Annotated in this window: 14 protein-coding genes; 11 read left to right on the forward strand and 3 right to left on the reverse strand. The window is 55.6% G+C overall.

The genetic code is table 11. The features are described from left to right. Nucleotides 1-8 precede the first annotated feature (8 nt). From TIRI35C_RS06670 to TIRI35C_RS06715, 10 genes are all read left to right on the forward strand, one after another. Complete coding sequence (locus TIRI35C_RS06670) at nt 9-1772, forward strand: pyruvate/oxaloacetate carboxyltransferase (RefSeq protein ID WP_188202235.1); 1764 nt, start codon at nt 9-11, stop codon at nt 1770-1772. Between the two features lie 174 nt (nt 1773-1946). Continuing rightward, nucleotides 1947-3701, forward strand: coding sequence for a carbon starvation CstA family protein (locus tag TIRI35C_RS06675; RefSeq protein WP_188202236.1), 1755 nt, complete (start codon nt 1947-1949; stop codon nt 3699-3701). A gap of 36 nt (nt 3702-3737) precedes the next feature. Then, nucleotides 3738-4028 (forward strand): hypothetical protein, encoded by a 291-nt coding sequence (locus TIRI35C_RS06680; protein ID WP_188203098.1) that lies wholly within the window; start codon nt 3738-3740, stop codon nt 4026-4028. 9 nt (nt 4029-4037) lie between these two features. Then, a complete protein-coding gene (locus TIRI35C_RS06685; RefSeq protein ID WP_188202237.1) occupies nt 4038-5030 on the forward strand; it encodes an ArsA family ATPase in 993 nt (330 codons plus the stop codon). Next, nucleotides 5020-5307, forward strand: a complete 288-nt coding sequence (locus tag TIRI35C_RS06690; protein WP_188202238.1) for an iron-sulfur cluster assembly protein — start codon at nt 5020-5022, stop codon at nt 5305-5307. Before TIRI35C_RS06685 ends, TIRI35C_RS06690 begins: the two co-directional genes overlap by 11 nt. Nucleotide 5308: 1 nt before the next feature. Next, nucleotides 5309-5962 carry a hypothetical protein gene (locus tag TIRI35C_RS06695; protein WP_188202239.1) on the forward strand — a complete coding sequence of 218 codons (654 nt, stop codon included), beginning with the start codon at nt 5309-5311 and terminating at the stop codon, nt 5960-5962. 49 nt (nt 5963-6011) lie between these two features. Further along, nucleotides 6012-6296 carry an AbrB/MazE/SpoVT family DNA-binding domain-containing protein gene (locus TIRI35C_RS06700; protein ID WP_246454707.1) on the forward strand — a complete coding sequence of 95 codons (285 nt, stop codon included), beginning with the start codon at nt 6012-6014 and terminating at the stop codon, nt 6294-6296. After that, the gene (locus tag TIRI35C_RS06705; protein WP_188202240.1) at nt 6293-6697 is read left to right on the forward strand and encodes a type II toxin-antitoxin system VapC family toxin; all 405 of its coding nucleotides are present in this window, start codon (nt 6293-6295) and stop codon (nt 6695-6697) included. Before TIRI35C_RS06700 ends, TIRI35C_RS06705 begins: the two co-directional genes overlap by 4 nt. Before the next feature lies 1 nt (nt 6698). After that, nucleotides 6699-7487 (forward strand): alpha/beta hydrolase, encoded by a 789-nt coding sequence (locus tag TIRI35C_RS06710; RefSeq protein WP_188202241.1) that lies wholly within the window; start codon nt 6699-6701, stop codon nt 7485-7487. A 63-nt stretch (nt 7488-7550) separates the two neighbouring features. Next, nucleotides 7551-9608: a hypothetical protein gene (locus TIRI35C_RS06715; RefSeq protein ID WP_188202242.1), complete on the forward strand. Its 2058-nt coding sequence runs from the start codon at nt 7551-7553 to the stop codon at nt 9606-9608. Here TIRI35C_RS06715 and TIRI35C_RS06720 read toward each other — a convergent pair. Further along, nucleotides 9601-10620: an adenylosuccinate synthetase gene (locus TIRI35C_RS06720; protein ID WP_188202243.1), complete on the reverse strand. Its 1020-nt coding sequence runs from the start codon at nt 10618-10620 to the stop codon at nt 9601-9603. The two genes, TIRI35C_RS06715 and TIRI35C_RS06720, sit on opposite strands and share 8 nt — an antisense overlap. Before the next feature lie 132 nt (nt 10621-10752). Here TIRI35C_RS06720 and TIRI35C_RS06725 point away from each other — a divergent pair, with 132 nt between their 5' ends. Then, nucleotides 10753-11685 carry an SDR family oxidoreductase gene (locus TIRI35C_RS06725; RefSeq protein ID WP_188202244.1) on the forward strand — a complete coding sequence of 311 codons (933 nt, stop codon included), beginning with the start codon at nt 10753-10755 and terminating at the stop codon, nt 11683-11685. Here the strand turns inward: TIRI35C_RS06725 and TIRI35C_RS06730 are convergent. After that, the gene (locus tag TIRI35C_RS06730; RefSeq protein WP_188202245.1) at nt 11660-13378 is read right to left on the reverse strand and encodes a DUF2341 domain-containing protein; all 1719 of its coding nucleotides are present in this window, start codon (nt 13376-13378) and stop codon (nt 11660-11662) included. The genes TIRI35C_RS06725 and TIRI35C_RS06730 overlap by 26 nt on opposite strands. Before the next feature lie 211 nt (nt 13379-13589). Then, nucleotides 13590-14030: a prefoldin subunit alpha gene (pfdA, locus tag TIRI35C_RS06735; RefSeq protein ID WP_188202246.1), complete on the reverse strand. Its 441-nt coding sequence runs from the start codon at nt 14028-14030 to the stop codon at nt 13590-13592. Between the last annotated feature and the right edge of the window lie 16 nt (nt 14031-14046).

The raw sequence follows: 14046 nt of genomic DNA on the forward strand, positions 1-14046 counted from the left end.
TGACTAACATGGCCAGGGTTGAAATCATAGACACCACCTTCCGGGACGCTCACCAGTCCCTCATAGCCACCAGGCTCACGACCGAAGACCTGCTCGCGGTAGCGGAGAAGATGGATAGGATAGGCTTCTACTCCATGGAGGTCTGGGGAGGGGCCACCTTTGACGTCTGCATACGCTACCTCAACGAGGACCCCTGGGAGAGGCTGAGGCTCCTCAGAGAGCACATCAGAAAAACCAAGCTCCAGATGCTCCTCCGCGGGCAGAACGTCGTCGGTTACCGTCACTACCCCGACGACGTGGTTGAAAGATTCATCGAGCTGGCCTACAGAAAAGGGATAGACATCTTCAGAATATTCGATGCCCTAAACGACGTCAGGAACATGGAGGTGGCGATAAGGAAGGCGAAGGAAGTTGGGGCGGAAGTTCAGGGTGCGATAGCCTACACAACAGGGAAGGTCTTCACGCTCGAATATTACATAAAAAAGGTCGAAGAACTCCTGGCGCTTGATGTCGATGTAATAACCATTAAGGACATGGCGGCCCTCCTGACACCCTGGAAGGCCTACGAGCTGGTGAGCGAGATAAAGGAGCGCTACGGTGTTCCCGTAAACGTTCACACCCACTCCACAACGGGAATGGCGGTCGCAACGTACCTCAAAGCCGTTGAAGCTGGAGCCGACTACATAGACACTGCCATAAGCCCGCTCGCCTTCGGAACCGCCCAGCCGGGCATACAGACCATCTGGCACGCCCTGCCCGAGGCCGTCGGGAGCCATCTCGACAGGGAGCTCATCCACGAGGTCTCACGCTACCTTAAGCAACTTCTCGATGAGAAGTACTCGGGAATGCTGCACAAAGAGGCCCTCATGGTGAACCCCTACGTGCTTAAGTATCAGGTCCCTGGGGGCATGTACTCCAACCTCATCTCCCAGCTGAAGGAGATGAAAGCTTTAGATCGACTTCAGGAGGTTCTGGAGGAGATTCCTCGCGTCAGGGAAGACCTTGGATGGCCGCCGCTGGTGACGCCGACCAGCCAGATAGTCGGAACGCAGGCGGTTCTCAACGTCCTCTTTGGGAGGTACGAGAGGGTAGCGGAAGAGGTCAAGAACTACATAAAGGGTCTCTACGGAAGGCCGCCGGGGGAGATAAACCCCGAACTCAGGAGGCGCGTCCTCGGCGACGAGGAGCCGATAACCAAAAGGCCCGGAAGCCTGCTCGAACCCGCGCTGGAGAAATGCAGGAAGGAGCTTGAGGAATTGGGATACCTGGAGAATGAGGAGGACGTTCTGACCTACTGCCTCTTCCCGCAGGTGGCGCTGGAGTTCTTCAGGGCGAGGAAGGAGGGCAGGATGAAGCCAGAGGTACCCCCTGCGGTTCAGAGGTTCAAGATTTACGTGAACGGCGTCGAGTTTGAGGTTGGGGTTGAGGGCGTTGACCTGAGCGCGCTCAGATACCTACCCCAGATAGCCAGAGTTCCGACTCCATCCAGCGCTCCGAAAACAGCACCTGCTCCGGCTCCCGCTCCGGTTACTCCAGCAGCAACGCCCGCACCAGCCAGCGAGGGTGCCGTAACGGCCCCAATGCCTGGTAAGATTTTGAGAATCCTCGTCAAGGAAGGAGACGAGGTCCAAACCGGGCAGGGATTACTCGTCCTGGAAGCAATGAAAATGGAGAACGAGATTCCAGCACCAAAAGACGGAGTGGTCAAAAAAATCCTCGTCAGGGAAGGCGATACTGTGGACACCGGACAGGCACTCATAGAGCTCGAATAAAACCCGCTCTCAGCCCCTTTCCTTTCCGTTGCTTTCTTAAAATACTTCCACCTGGAATCCGGGCACGGTTTCCAACGGTAAGTTCAAAAACGAAACATCTTCAGTTTTTTGCCGAAAAGCATTTATATTCAAAAAGTGTACATCACAGCGCAGAATATACTTGGAGGTGCAACCATGAACTCTGCTGTAATAGTTCTTCTGGCCGGTGTTATATACCTGGCCATGTACTTCAGCTATGGCAAGAGCCTTCAGAGCAAGGTCGTCAAGGCCGACCCCAACCGGCCAACTCCAGCCCACAAACTCTACGACGGGGTTGACTACGTTCCAGCCCACCCGCTGGTTCTGTACGGCCACCACTTTGCGTCGATAGCGGGAGCGGGACCTATAGTGGGTCCAGCCCTGGCAATGGCATGGGGATGGCTTCCGGGACTCATATGGGTCTGGTTCGGAAACGTCTTCATCGGTGCGGTGCACGACTATCTGGCACTGATGTCATCGGTTCGCTACGATGGCAAGTCCGTCCAGTGGATCGCAGGGAAGCTCATGAGCAGGAAGACCGGCATATCCTTTGAGGTGTACATCTGGTTCGCCCTGCTGCTCGTCGTCGCGGCCTTCGTTGCCGTCACCGCCAAGCTGCTCACAGTAACGCCCCAGGCAGCAACGGCGACGCTCCTATTCCTGCTCGTCGCGGTGATACTGGGATACCTTATGTACAAGGTCAAGATGGACTTCAAGATGGCAACGATAATCGGCATCATCCTGCTCATCATAGCAGTGTGGATCGGCCTCAAGTACCCGCTGATCTTCGTGGACGGCCAGACCGACCCGACCTCGGCCGCCTACACAACCGCATACCACTACTGGAACATAATCCTCATGGTTTACATCATAATTGCGGCCTCGCTTCCGGTGTGGATACTCCTCCAGCCCAGGGACTACCTCAACGCCTACATCCTGTGGTTCGGACTGCTCTTCGGCGGCATAGCCCTAATATTCCTGGCCAAGGACTTCGCCGCCCCCGCGTACACCATGTGGAGCGCCAACGTCATCAAGGGAATCACCGCCGACGGCTCCGTTCCGGTGGCGTCGCCCTTCTGGCCCACGATACCGCTCGTCATAGCATGCGGCTCTTTAAGCGGATTCCACTCGCTCGTGGGTTCAGGAACCACGTCAAAACAGCTCGACAATGAGATCCACGGCCTGATGGTGGGTTACGGTGGAATGTTCACAGAGGGATTCCTCTCCACCATAGTTATAACCTCCATAGCCGTCTACGGAGTCCAGCTCACCGGGCTTCAGCCCGCACAGTGGGGGACTGAATACATCATCAAAGGCGGTCTTGGCACATTCCTCGGCGGCTACGCCAAGGCAGTCAGCGAGTTCTACGGCGTCAGCGAGACCTTTGGAAAGACCTTCGCGACCCTCTGGGTCTCAGCATTCACCCTCACATCGCTCGATACTGCTACGAGGCTCGGCCGCTTCGCCTGGCAGGAACTCTTTGGAATGATCTCCGACACCAGCAAGGGCACCATGAAGCTCGTTACCAACAAGTGGGTCGCGTCGATAATCATCGCCGGCCTTGGAACGTACCTCGCCTGGGGAGCCGGCTACAAGGTCATCTGGCCGGCGTTCAGTGCGATGAACCAGATGCTCGCCAGTATCGCTATGATGACCGCTGCACTTTGGGTCGCAAAGGTCCAGAGGGCTGGAAACTGGAGCTGGGCGGTTCTAATACCTGCCCTCTTCCTCTGGATTACGGTGACGGCGGCGATAATCTGGTACCTCATCTACGTGCCGATGGTCGGCCAGTACCTCATAGCGGTGAAGGGAGCGCTCGTGGTCAGCCTGCTCCTCAACCTGCTCCTCGCCTGGGACTTCTGGGTCGCCTGGAAGAGACCGAGCGAGGAGTACGCCGCGAGCGCGGCCTGAATTCTTTCTTTATTTTCCGATTCTCAGGTGATGGAAATGAAGGACAGAGAAAAAGACCCTCTGGAGAACGTTAGGGCCTTCTTAAAGGGCTTTTTCGGAGCATTCAAACAGAACTCAACCGAGTATCTCGAGTTTGAGCTGAGGGAGCTCGAGAACGTGTTCGCACTCACACTCATGGGGGCTTTCGTTGGAATCCCCAGCCCGCCTACGACGCTCGTGATAAGAATCCTTCCCCACATGACGCGCGAGCTGTACGTAATGCAGCGCAGAGCTGTGGATATGGACGACGTGCTCGGCGAGCTGGCGGGAATGTTTGAAATCACGTGAGGTGGTCCCATGAGGGAGTTCTTCCTGCCCAAAAAGGGCTACCGCGTCGTCTTTTTCATAGGCAAAGGCGGAGTTGGAAAAACGACGGGTTCGGCGGCGGCTGCTGCGGCGCTCGCTGATATGGGCTACCGGACGCTGATAGTGTCGCTCGACCCTGCACACAACCTCGGTGACGTGCTGATGGTGAAGCTGAAAGACAAACCGAAGAAGATAGCCGAGAACCTTTACGCTAGTGAGCTCGACATGGAGAAGCTGATAAAGGCATACCTCAAGCACCTGGAGGAAAGCATGAAGCACACCTACCGCTATCTCACGGTCATAAACCTGGAGAAGTACTTCGAGGTCCTGAGCTACTCCCCGGGAATCGAGGAGTACGCCACGCTGGAGGCGGTGAGGGAGATACTGGCGAAGGGCAATGAGTGGGACGTGATAATCTTCGATACCCCTCCGACCGGATTAACCCTCCGCGTTCTCGCGCTCCCCAGAATCTCCCTGATCTGGACGGATAAACTCATCGAGATAAGGAAGGCCATCCTTGACAGGCGCGCCGCGATAGCCAACATACACGGGGAGCAGGAGTTCACCGTTGAGGGTGAGAAGATAAAGCTACCCACGAGGGAGCAGGACGACGCCGTGATGAAGGAGCTTAAGTCCTACCGCGAAGAGGTGGCCTTCGTTGAGGGAGTTATAACCGACCCCGAGAAAACGAGCGTCGTGGCGGTGATGAACCCGGAGATGCTGCCCCTTTATGAAACCGAAAGGGCCAGGGAGAGCCTTAGGAAGTTCCGCGTGCCCTTCAACATGATCGTCATGAACAAGGTTCTGGAGCTGCGGACGGAGGTTCCGGAGCTGAAGGCCAAGCTGGAGGCCCAGGAGCGGGTTCTCGGAGAGGTGGGGAGGAAGTTCAAGGGAATTGAGGTTGTGAGGATACCGGTCTTCGCGGAGGAACCCCGCGGGCTGGAGCGTCTCAGAACCCTCGGGGGAAAGATAGTTGGAGAGTGAAGAAATCTACGAGAGGCTTAAAAGGGTGAAGGAACCCATAACCGGGGTGGATATAGTGAGCCTCGGGCTCGTCGAGGCCGTCACCGTCGATGAAGATGGTGTAAGGGTATACCTCCGGCTCTCCGAAGGTCTTCACCACCCGTTTCAGAACGCCCTCAGCTGGCCCGTTCGCTGGCGGATCATAAGGGACATCGTCGCTGCCCTCGATGATGTCGCTGGTCTTGAGATACTCGACGCACGAACCCTCGAAAGATACTATCCACTGGAGGAGGATTGAGATGGACAATCAGGTACTGTTTGCTGCGATATTCCTTATTGCCGGCATTTCCGCCCTTCAGTTCTACAGGGGGCGGAAGCTGAACCTCATGCTGATGGAGCACTACATACGGGCCGTCAAAGAGGTGATCAAACCCGAGGATGAGCTTTACACCTGGCTCGGCGGCTACATCGGCTTTCGCGCCGAGTACAAGGTCAACAGGGGCAACCTCAGAAAGTTTGAGTACACCCTGACACTCCTTCCGAGGCACAGCCTTCTCTACTTCCCGATAGCATTGATAACGAGCCGGCACGACAAGCTGTACCTCGTCATCAAGCCGTTCTCGGATATACGAAGGGAGGCCCACCTGATACAGAAAGGCTACTACCGGATGAGGCCCGGAATAGATAACGAGGAGCTGCTCAGGAAGGAAGTCATCGAGATAGCCGGGAAGCAGTACGAGGCCCTCTACGAGAAGAAAAGGGACGTGGAGAACCTGAAGGCCCTCATCGAGAGCCTGTCAAGGCCAGCCAACATCAAGCACGTCTCGCTAACACCGAAGACCAACGTATTCTACGTCCAGATGAAGCCCGAACCCGAAACGATAGGGGAAGACGTCAAGAGAATCGTCCGGTTCGCAAACGAGAGGCTAAAGGAGAGTCCCTTCTCTTCCTAAATTTCTGCCCTCGCAACCTTTTTATCGGTTGAACCCATAGTTATACTTGGTGATACCATTGGTTAGTATCCGTCTGAAGGTCGGCCCAAAAGGACAGATAGTCATTCCAAAGGTCTTCAGAGAAGCTTACGGGATAAATGAAGGTGGAGAAGTCATAGTCGAGCCTACCGATAAGGGACTGATAATTATGCCCAAGAAAAGCAAAGAAGAACTGATTAAAGAGCTCCTCGAATGGAAGCACAAGAGAGCCAGGGGAAAACCCGCCAAACTCGGAGAGCTCAAGGGGATAAGCCTTGAAGACGAGTTCGATGATGTCTGGGGGATTGGGGAATGAAGCTCTTCATAGACACAAACCTCTTCGTTTACCTCCTAACCAAGACGCCCGAAGACGAGAGAAAGATAATTGAGTTCTACGCCGAACTGATTGAAAACCATAGCCTTTACACAAGTCCGCTGGTTCTTGACGAGACCATCCACGTTGCAAAGAAGAAATACGGCGTCCCTTACGAGCTTTCGATTGAGTTCATAGACGAAAAGGTTCTCCCTTACGTTGAAGTTCTCCCCCTGACCGTCTTTGATTACCTGACAGCCAGGGGGATAATCCTCAAGTACAACCTCCGCCCCTCCGATGCCCTTCACATTGCAGTTATAGAGAACAATGGCCTTCAGGCGGTAGTGAGTGAAGATGAAGACTTTGACGTTCTCCCACTAAAAAGGCTCTGGTTGGGTGGTTGAGATGGAGGTTTACAAGGCCAAATTCGGCGAAGCAAAGCTCGGCTGGGTCGTTCTCGTCCACGGCCTCGGCGAGCACAGCGGAAGGTACGGAAGACTAATCAGAGAGCTCAACGATGCAGGCTTTGCCGTCTACACCTTCGACTGGCCCGGCCACGGGAAGAGCCCCGGCAAGAGGGGACATACAAGCGTTGAGGAAGCGATGGAGATAATCGACGGCATTATAGACGAAATCGGGGAAAAGCCCTTCCTCTTCGGCCACAGCCTCGGCGGTTTAACCGTCATCAGATACGCAGAAACGAGGCCCGATAAAATACGGGGCGTAATCGCTTCCTCGCCGGCCTTAGCCAAAAGTCCGGAAACACCGGGCTTCATGGTGGCCCTCGCGAAGTTCCTCGGAAAGGTCGCCCCGGGAGTTGTTCTCTCCAACGGACTGAAACCAGAGCTACTCTCCCGTAATCCAGAGGCCGTGAAGCGATACGTAGAAGACCCGCTCGTTCACGACAGGATTTCGGCCAAGCTGGGGAGGAGCATTTTTGTGAACATGGAGCCGGCCCACAGGGAGGCAGGGAAAATAAAGGTTCCCGTGCTGCTGATCATCGGCACGGGCGACGTGATAACCCCGCCCGATGGCTCAAGAAGGCTTTTGGAGGAGCTCACAGTTGAGGACAAGACGCTGAGGGAGTTCGAGGGAGCGTACCACGAGATATTTGAAGACCCCGAGTGGGCAGATGAGTTCCATGGGACAATTGTTAAGTGGCTGGTTGAAAAATCGTACTCATCGGCTCAATAACGCAGTTTTACTTCCAGCAAACTATTTATTCGGGGCTTTTTTTCTTTAACACAGGTGGGTACTGTGAAGTGGGAACCGTCGATAATCCTCCTGGCACCCGACGATTTTCTGGTAGAGGGTTTGGCGGAACTGCTCAGGAAGGCCGGATACGCGGAAGCCGGTAGGGAATACAAGAAGAAGGGAGATGCCAGGCTCATCACGGTCATCGGAGAGAGGGAAAACCCGTTCCAGGGCCCGGAAAGGCTCTCGGTTTCTCTTCTCAGGGGAAGGGCCAGAAGCGAGTGGCTCAAGTCGGTATTAAAGAAGTACGACCGCGCGGTTCTCATAATACTCGACGGAGATCAATCAGAGCTGGAACTGAAGGGGGCAAGGGTGTTGGGCCCCGAGTGGCTGGCAGAGGCCTTCAACAGGTACTCCATAGAACCCCCGCGGACGCTCCTCGAAAAGCTAATCGGAGAGAGAAGCAGGGAGGAAGTCGAGTTCAGGGAGTTCGTCCTCGACGGGCCGCTCGTGGAGCCCCTCGACACCAAGAGGCTCGTGGAAGAGGCCAGGAGGGTGGCCGCGTATAAGTACAGCTTTTCTCATGAGGCCGCGAAGGTTAAGGCGTTAAAGCTTAAGCTCAGGCCCGTCTACATCGTCTCATGGAGCAGGGAAAGCGATAGCGGAAAGGCCCTCGTGAACGGCGACAGGGTGGTAATGAAGGCGGAGGGGGAGCTGAAGGGTCTGGCTATGAAGGTCCTCCTGGAGGACGTCGCGACGGTTCAGGCTACTGATGTAGAGATCAACGAAGCGCCCGGCCCTGAAAGGCTTGTCATCGAGGAAGCCGTCAGGAAGGAGTGGCTCGACCTGAAGGTCGTCCAGACGAGGAAGGCCTATGTCCCCGAGGGCGCGGAGCTGGTTCTTGGAGCGGGCAGGAACGAGGTCAGGGTTCATTTCGACTTCAACGAGGGGCGCGTCTGGGCCGAGGCGGAGCCTCTTCCCGATGAGGTTCTCCTGGAGCTTACCAGAAGAGCCGTCTTTGATGCCACAGGGGAATACCCCGAGGTCATTGAGGCAACGAAAAAGGGCCGCTTCACGGTTCTCAGAGGAAAAACGAGGCGGTACCTCTTCGAGGTGGAGATCAACTCCTACAGCGGCGAGGTTAAGGGAGTCTCTCCCGCCCTGAGCGAGGAAGCTATACTAGAAATCCTGCTCGACAGGTACCCAGACGGCAGAGTCATAGGAATCGAGAGGAAGCCCGAGAGGATCGTGGTGGACCTGATAACTGAGGGAACCGTTAAAGTCCTCTCCCTTGAACCCAGGACCGGAGAGGTTCTGGAGGAGAAAAGCCTAAGCCCGCCGGTGAAGGCTCTTCGGAAGGCCCTCGGAAGCGTTCTGGAATTGGATCGCCTTGAGCTCAAGTCCTGCAGGGTGACAAACCACGAGACTGTCAGGGCGGAGTTCGAGGGGAGAGGAATAAAGGCGAGAATAACGTACGACGGGTCCAGCGGCGAGATTATCGAGAAGAACGTCGCCATAGAGCGTGACCTGGCAGTGGAGCTGGCCCTGGAGCGCTATCCCGGATTCAGGGCTGTCTTCGTTGAGGAGTCGGGGGAGGGGTTCAGCATAACCCTTGAGGACGAGAGGCAGGTAGTAAAGCTATTCGTGTCAAGGGAAGGCAATTTGGAGGAGATGGACAGGTTCATAAAGGGAAGCGTCATCGAGGAGATAGCCCTTGAAAGAATAGCCGAGGTCGAGCCCAACCCCTCGGTGGAGGGGCTGAGGCTCTCGGACCATTGGGAGGTCGAGTTCACCGGTTCGAAGACCTTCGGAAAGCTGGTGATCCACAGGGAAACAGGGGAGGTTCTTTCCTTTGACTACCAGTACATAGAGAGCGCCATAGCGAAGGCATTCGAGAGGTTCGTGGGGGAGAACTACAGGGACAGCGTCTCAATAGAATGGGTCGCCCACAACATCGAGGAGGGCTACGCGAGCATAAAAGGAGTCGGAAGAAAGGGAACGTACTTCGCCAGGTTCAACACCCTGACCGGCGAGCTGCTGGAGCACGACTTCGTCCCGGCTGGAGGGCTGACGTCAAAGCTCAGGCTGGCGCAGGTGGAGGGCAAGTACACGGTTAAATGACTTCCCTCCTGTCTATTATGTGCTCCAGCTCCGGCCCGGTCTTTATGAGCGCGACCGGGACGCCGACCCTCTCCTCTATCTCCTCCACGAACTCCTTAGCCTTTCTCGGCAGCTTGTCGTAGTCGGTGACGCCAAAAGCATCTTTGTCGTACTTGTCCAGCATGGTCAAAGCTATCATCGTCGCGCCGTTGAGCCTCGCTGAGTAGCGGGCGAACTCGAAGTCGAACCAGCCGACCCTCCTCCGCCTCCCTGTGACGGTCCCGTACTCGACAAGACCCAGCTTCTCAGCCTCCTCCTGGCGCATCTCGGTCGGGAAAGGTCCCTCGCCGACCCTCGTTGGGAAGCTCTTGAAGACGACTATGACGTCGTCAACCCTCGTCGGACCTATCCCGACGTCGCTCGCTATGGCAGAAGCGGTGGTGTCCTTCGATGTGACGTAGGGGTAGGTTCCGTAGTAGAGGCTCAGGCCGAAGCCCTGCGTCCCCTCAACCAGGACGAGCTTTCCATCATCAAGGGCGTCGTTGACCTCCCGAGCCACATCCGTCAGGTAGGGCTCAATCTCTGGGACTTCCTTTGCAAGCCTCGCCCGCCTCATGACCCTGTCGGCATTAGCTGGCCCGCAGCCGCTCCCGGTGGTTCCTATCTCCTCGCGGAGGTGGCTGTTGCTCCTGTCGAGCTTCTTGTGCTCCTCCTCGATTATGGAACAGCGGTAGTCTATGCCGACCCTCCCGGCGACGTTGAAGTCCTTCAGGTGTTCAAGCTCGTGGAAGAACACCCCGGGATCAACTAGAACACCCGCACCCACGAGAAGCCTGGCCTTCGTCTGCATGAAACCCGTCGGAAGCTGTCTAACCGCGTACTTCTTACCATTGATAAAAACGCTGTGTCCTGCGTTCGTCCCAACGCCTCCGCGTGCTATGACCTCAGGCTCGTCCTTCAGGGCAAGGTACGCTATGATGGAACCCTTGCCCTCGTCTCCCCATTGACCGCCAACAACGATGTAGCTCGGCATGGCTCCTTACCCAGGTTTAAGTCAATAGGGGGCTTATAACGGTTTCGAATTTAACAAAAATACATCAAAACGCTGGGCACTGACCCGGCAAAAGGTTAAAACCCGCGGCAAACACTACATACGGGGGTAGCGATGAGGGACAAGCTGATAGTTGTTACAGGAGGGGCTGGCTTCATAGGCTCCCACATCGCCTGGGAGCTTGTAAAAGACAACGAGGTAATCGTCATCGACAACCTCTACACGGGGAAGGAGGAGAACATTCCACCGGGAGCGAAGCTCGTGAGGGCAGACATCAGGGACTACGAATCAATAGCAGAGCTGATAAGCCAAGCGGATTATGTTTTCCACGAAGCTGCTCAAGTTAGCGTCGTCGAGAGCGTCAGAGACCCGGTTTTCACCGAGGAAGTCAACGTCATCGGCACGCTCAACATTCTGAAAGCCCTTCTGGAAGGTCACGGGAAGCTGGTCTTTGCCTCCTCCGCGGCTGTCTACGGGGACAATCCAAACCTGCCGCTGAAGGAATCCGAGAGACCAAAACCGCTTTCACCGTATGGAGTGACCAAGGCAACAGCTGAAGAGTACCTGCGGGTCTTCAACGAGCTCTACGGAGTTCCAACCGTTGCACTGCGCTACTTTAACGTCTTCGGGCCAAGACAGAGCGCCAACCAGTACGCGGGCGTTATAAGCATCTTCATCAACCGCGCCCTGAAGAACGAGCCTCTCGTTATCTTCGGAGACGGTAAACAGACGAGGGACTTCATCTACGTGAAGGACGTCGTTAGGGCAAACATACTCGCCGCCGAGAGCCGCAGGAGCAACGGAAAGGTTTTCAACGTCGCCACCGGAAGAGGGACGAGCATTCTGGAGCTCGCCACCAAGATAATCGAGATAACCGGCGCAAACACCTCGATCCTCTTCGACAAGCCGAGGCCCGGGGACATAAGGCACAGCCTCGCAGATATAGGAGAGATAAGAAAGCTCGGCTTCGAGCCGGAGTGGAGCCTTGAGGAGGGGCTGAAGAAAACGGTGGAATGGTACGCTAAGGACCGTCGGCAACGGGAGTGAGGTTGGAAACCAGTTCCTTTATTCTTTCTTCCGTGCCGTTGCCCACCTGAATTAACGGAGTGTTGTTCGAGGGCACTTGAAGGGAAATCGGGAACCTGAGCGGGACGCTCTTTCCAGCCAGCAGAGCGTCGTTTAACCCCTGGACCGATGCCAGAGCAACGGCAGTTAAGGGAGACCCTACGGCCGTGGTGGCTGGGGGCTGTGGATGGAAGACAAGCTTGTAGTACCAGTACCCAACCGAGACAGAGGGCTCTGGATCAACGTAGTTCCTGACAACTATCCAGTAATACCTGCTGGGCTCATTTTTGTAATCACTCCACTGACCGAAGCCGATCCTGCCGTCTCCGGTTACAGTCACGGCGTAGCTTGACATCTGGGTGTACGTGCTGACGTTGCCCCAGTTGCCGTCCGGGTTCTTCTGGTAGAAGTTAAGCTGACCATTGTAGAGGGTCATGGTAATGTATACGTCAGTACTCCACGGGTACTGACTGTTCGTCCTCGAAGCGTCCCAGTATCCGGTCGCGTCGGGGTCGCCGGGGAGCGTGAAGGTCAGCAGTCCCTTGGCCTCACTATCGAAGATAGTGCCCCAGAAAATGGTGCTCCTGTATCTACCGCCGGCCCCCTCCGCGTAGGCTGTGTTGTCCGGGGCTATGTAGCCCATGAAGAAAGGTCCCAGAGAGTAGTACCGGGTATTGGTGTTGGGGGCGTTGTTAAACCTGGTGCCGTCGTCGTAGACGAGGTAAGCCCCAATGTGAACGGCGTAGTGCGTGCCGAAGGTCTTCTTGGTCCACACCCACTGGTTGCTGGAGAGCTCTAAGTAGCTGTTCGTCACCGTGACCGGGACGTTGCTTTCCCAAGCGGCGGTGTTGAAGGTGTTGAAATCATCAACGAAAAGGAAGGTCCTGTACAGGTTGTGGTAGCTGGAGTAGGGATTGGGCCACACGCCATAGTTGAGGCATATGGTCTTCGATGAACCCGCGGTGAGCTCGGGAAGCTTGACCCACAGGTACGCTATCCTGTTAACAGTGTCCAGGCGCTGAACCCAGAAATACAGTGGATTGCCGGCGTCATCTGTGAAGTAAAGGTTGGTTGTGTTGATGACGTTCCAATCAACGCTCCATGCCTCGTTGTTGTTATTGGCACTGTCGTCCAAGACGACCAGAACGCTGTAGTTGTAAAGGGTCTGCCCGCTGTTCTCCTTAACGGTTATCGGGGTGCAGAAGACGGTGGTGTTTGCGGTTCCAACTCCCAGCTCCCTGCTCGTAACCAGTATATTACCCGAGGTGAACGTGGTCTGGTAGTCGGGGGTCATAACGGTCACGACAGCCCTGGCGACATCGGCCCTGCTGGCTCCGTTTGGATTGACGAGGGAATACCGCAGAATGCTTCCAGCCGTCAAATCCGACGTGAGAACAATGGAGTAATTGTAAGCAATGGTGTTGTTGTTGGCGTCTCGAAGCGAAACATAAATCTGCGTTCCCGCAGGAAGGTCTTCCGAGAAAACGAGCTCACTGGAAGTTAATCCCGTGTTAAACCATATTGACCCCTGGAGAATGGGGGAAACAAGTCTCTGAGAACCGGCCCCAACCCCCTGAACGTCCACGTTAATCCCAGGCACGGCTAACCCAAAGGTTCCCAGAATCAGTAGCAGTGCGAACGCCACGGCAATGAATTTTATCCTCACTCTATTCATATCCCCCGTGAATAGTGCCGCGAGACATTTAAACGTATCCAAAACAAAGGCACCAAAACTCCCAATTTTACGAAACAAACGTGAGTAAACACGCTTTTCTCAGAACACTAAGTTCCGGTCCCAGCAGTAACTCATATGGTATCCGCAGAATTCTTCAATGAAGAATGGCAAGCAGGTAAAATCGAAATGAAACAGCTTTGGAGGTAGTGCATTACTTCTTCACGCTGAAACCCATCGCCTGCCTCTGCTGAAGCTCCTGCGCCTTCTGGGCGAGCTCTCCCAGCTGTCCTTCAAGCTTTCTGAGTGCCTCCTGGGTCTTGGCTATCGCCTCGTCGTACTCCCTGATGCGCGCGTCCAGATACGTTACCGCATCGTCGAGGTTCTTCTCTATGGCGTATCCAGCGCCAACGCTGACTATCGCGTTTTCCTTGTCTTCTATCCTCGCCTTAAGGAACGAACCCGCGCCAACCGGCACCAGAATCTCAGGCTTCTCCTCCTCGACCTTCCTGAGTCCCTCCAGCGTCTCCTTGACCGCCTGGAACTCGTTCCTCCCCAGGGTGAGCAGTTCGAGGTTCTGGGCCAAGAGCTGTGCCTGGGCCTGAAGGAGCTGATACTCGTAAGCGAGCTTCTCCATCTCGTTCATCTCGGCCATTTCACACCACCGGGGA

This window comes from Thermococcus camini, from assembly GCF_904067545.1.
GTDB classification, from domain to species: domain Archaea; phylum Methanobacteriota_B; class Thermococci; order Thermococcales; family Thermococcaceae; genus Thermococcus; species Thermococcus camini.